Source organism: Bartonella sp. MR100HLJHH, assembly GCF_042194215.1.
GTDB classification, from domain to species: domain Bacteria; phylum Pseudomonadota; class Alphaproteobacteria; order Rhizobiales; family Rhizobiaceae; genus Bartonella; species Bartonella grahamii.
On record NZ_JBHIMR010000046.1, the window covers coordinates 1 to 2,815 of the forward strand.

At 41.4% G+C, this 2,815-nt stretch carries 5 protein-coding genes and 1 pseudogene; 2 read left to right on the forward strand and 4 right to left on the reverse strand.

Going from position 1 to position 2,815, the window contains the following annotated elements:
- Nucleotides 1-286, reverse strand: a 286-nt coding sequence (locus tag ACFIJ7_RS09210) for a lysozyme (RefSeq protein WP_375645154.1), incomplete at its 3' end; no start/stop codon positions are given.
- A 183-nt stretch (nucleotides 287-469) separates the two neighbouring features.
- On the opposite strand from ACFIJ7_RS09210, the gene ACFIJ7_RS09215 reads away from it, so the two are divergent.
- Both ACFIJ7_RS09215 and ACFIJ7_RS09220 read left to right on the forward strand, forming a co-directional pair.
- Nucleotides 470-793 (forward strand): type II toxin-antitoxin system RelE/ParE family toxin, encoded by a 324-nt coding sequence (locus tag ACFIJ7_RS09215; protein WP_015857128.1) that lies wholly within the window; start codon nucleotides 470-472, stop codon nucleotides 791-793.
- A 12-nt stretch (nucleotides 794-805) separates the two neighbouring features.
- A complete protein-coding gene (locus ACFIJ7_RS09220) occupies nucleotides 806-1,117 on the forward strand; it encodes a DNA-binding protein (RefSeq protein WP_375627110.1) in 312 nt (103 codons plus the stop codon).
- Between the two features lie 45 nt (nucleotides 1,118-1,162).
- Here ACFIJ7_RS09220 and ACFIJ7_RS09225 read toward each other — a convergent pair whose 3' ends face one another.
- From ACFIJ7_RS09225 to ACFIJ7_RS09235, 3 genes and pseudogenes are all read right to left on the reverse strand, one after another.
- Complete coding sequence (locus tag ACFIJ7_RS09225) at nucleotides 1,163-1,441, reverse strand: hypothetical protein (RefSeq protein WP_317993603.1); 279 nt, start codon at nucleotides 1,439-1,441, stop codon at nucleotides 1,163-1,165.
- The gene (locus ACFIJ7_RS09230; RefSeq protein WP_375645155.1) at nucleotides 1,438-2,196 is read right to left on the reverse strand and encodes a Rha family transcriptional regulator; all 759 of its coding nucleotides are present in this window, start codon (nucleotides 2,194-2,196) and stop codon (nucleotides 1,438-1,440) included. Before ACFIJ7_RS09230 ends, ACFIJ7_RS09225 begins: the two co-directional genes overlap by 4 nt.
- Before the next feature lie 313 nt (nucleotides 2,197-2,509).
- A pseudogene (locus tag ACFIJ7_RS09235) lies at nucleotides 2,510-2,815 on the reverse strand (late control protein); the annotation flags it as partial.

The following is a 2,815-nucleotide window of genomic DNA, read 5'->3' on the forward strand; positions in this document are numbered from 1 at the left end:
TTCCTACATTATAGCAAAATGACACTAACGCCGCGAATTGTTCATCTGTTAATGAAACTGTAACAGCGCGTTCAACGGCATTTTCAAATTGTCTTAAATCTTGGCAAAGAAGTTCTTCAGCTTGTTTTTCAGTGATTGCCATGCCTTTATGAACAAAAGGTTTTCCAGCATTGTTTGTATGTCCATAACCTATTGTCCACACCCCGATGGCATCTTTATAGGCATTCAAACGCAAGCCTTCCCATTGTTTGATAAGTGCTAGCCCTTCGGATGATATTTTTCGCATATGCTTCTCCATAAAAAAAGCTCCGCAAAAAGCAGAGCTGGATTAAAAAAATTGACATCTTTCTCATTCGGGAAGATAGCTTGGTTAAGCTTCATGTCGCTTTTTCATTGGAATAAAAGAAGATTTTTTCTCAACTTTTAATTTCTCTCTTGACAAATATTCGTTTATAAACGAATATACATCATGTTTGAAATACGTCACTACCTTACTTCTGATGGCAAAGACTTGATAGCTGATTGGCTGCGAAAGCTCCGTGATATGCAGGCTAAAACTGCAATTATTCGCCGCCTTAATCGTTTAGAGCAGGGAAACTTTGGCGATTTCAAGCCGCTTCGTGAGGGTGTTCATGAATTGCGTATTAATGTTGGTCCTGGCTACCGAGTTTATTATGTCCAATCTGGAAAGACCGTATTGTTGCTATTATGCGGTGGCAGCAAAAAAACACAAGAGACTGATATCACTCGTGCATGTGCTTGCTGGCGTGATTGGCAAAACCGTGAAGATTAAAGGAGTGCAAAAATGAAAGACCGTAACCATGATGATGCAATGGCAGAAATATTCCGTGGTGATCCTGAGTTGGCAGCAGCTACCCTTGATGCAATCCTAGCAGATGGTGATCAGGGTGAGCTGCTTGTAACTCTACGCCAAATGGCCAAAGCTTATGGTGGTGTTCAAGCTGTAGCTAAAGCAGCCAACTTGAACCCAACACAACTTTACCGTACACTTTCAGAAAAAGGTAATCCAGAGTTCCGCAGCTTGAATGCTTTACTGCGTACCATGGGGTTTCGTTTGGCTGTACAGCCTCTTGAACGACCAGTTCCACACGTGTAACTTTAGTGTCCACTCCCCACCTTTAAAGATAGGGAGGGGAGGTACTTAAGCAACCTTTTTAATGGGAGGCTCCAAATTTGGTTCATAAGTTCGCAACAAAGAATCCATACGATGTGGAAGTTCTGAAGCTCCAAAATCTGTCAAAATTGCCAAGATTTTTGTAATATTGGGCACGTCATCTTGAAGCTTTAAAACCAGAGCATCTACGACCGATTCCATAACCTCAACTATAGCATTGCAGTCCTCATCTCCAATGCCTCGATGATTAGAAAGCTTAAACAATGCCATCCATAAATCGCACAAAAAATCGATACTGCTATTCATTGCACACCCCCAAAGATTTGTTCTCTCAAACATGCCAATCCTCTGGATGTGATTTTTGTTGAAGGCAGCACCTTTTCTGTACCATCCGGTCTTTGAATGGTGATAGCAGGGCAATCCATGAATCCTTTCTTGATCTTATCCTGATAAGGTAACAGAGGCGCCCCTGGAGCCCGTCGATACACCCAATCATGTTTACGCAAGTAATCTGTTAAGTCCTTTGGTCTTACTTCCAACATCTTTGCTGCTTCAATCAGACCGAACAAACCATCAGAGCGTTTTAAACCTTCCAAAGCTTCTGCTTTTGGTGCTAATTCAGCAATAACATGATCTTTCTGCTCGATTTGGCTTTGTAAATGTGTCAAAAAGCCAATCATTGCTTGAGGACTTGAGTAGTCTATCTGTGGAACAGCTACCTGCTTTTCCAACTCTTGCCAACGGTCAATAATCTTTGCTCGTAATGTAGTGTTATAACCAGAAACAAGAATTAAACATTCACGCTTCGGTAAGTTATAACAAGGGCGGCTTTTCCCTTGTTCATCAATATAATTGCTTAAAAATTTAGCCAGCCCAAATTTGGGCTCGCTAAAATTAACCACCCCAAATTTGGGGGCGTTAAGTTCTTCAAGCATTTGCTTAATGTCACGTATAACATGTTTATGTTGTTTACCACACAATTCTGCAATCTCACGGCTAGACATAGTCTGAGTGGTAGCATTATTAGTAGTGCTTTCTTTAATTTCTATAAGTGTGTTCATTATGAACTCCTTGGTAATAGACGTTTTTCATTGACACTCTAAAAGAGTGCCGGGCGCTGAAAAACACGGTACCAAGTCCGTCGTTACACTTTCCCCATAAGGGTATTTTATAGCGCAACCACACCCGACGAGATCATTATATGCGTATAACATACAATGAGTCAAAGCCTTTACAATGTGCGGAAAATAAACTATCTCGGTAGCTCGTCCGCTTGGTATTTAAGGTGTTTTTCAAGCACCTGATTCGATTATTCATATTGTCGCCACAATGTCAAGTGGCTTTCGAGATTTTTTACATTTTTGCTAATTTGACTTATCTATCCTCTTCATCCATATGGATAACGCCTTCACCTTCGTCGCATGCGTCTGGTGGTGCGTTTGGATCAAGGGTATCGTCCTTGTCTGGTGTTGTGTTTGCAACGTTTCCAGCCGCATCTTCTTGTGATGCATCAAAAAGTTCGCACTCTATTTTTGTGGTGTAACCACTCGTTTTATCAAGTTTGTGCTTAACACTTTTGATGCGCCATTCTGCTGGAATATAAGGGCGGAAAGGGGGCTCTTGAACAAGCTTTGCTTCTGCTTGCACAAACGGATCACCACCGATATCACATGAGAAAGA

What these genes read in the sequence shown, in the direction of transcription:
- ACFIJ7_RS09215 (WP_015857128.1), top strand. Translation starts at nt 470, where the DNA reads ATGTTTGAAATACGTCACTACCTTACTTCTGATGGCAAAGACTTGATA.
- ACFIJ7_RS09220 (WP_375627110.1), top strand. Translation starts at nt 806, where the DNA reads ATGAAAGACCGTAACCATGATGATGCAATGGCAGAAATATTCCGTGGT.
- ACFIJ7_RS09225 (WP_317993603.1), bottom strand. Translation starts at nt 1,441, where the DNA reads ATGAATAGCAGTATCGATTTTTTGTGCGATTTATGGATGGCATTGTTT.
- ACFIJ7_RS09230 (WP_375645155.1), bottom strand. Translation starts at nt 2,196, where the DNA reads ATGAACACACTTATAGAAATTAAAGAAAGCACTACTAATAATGCTACC.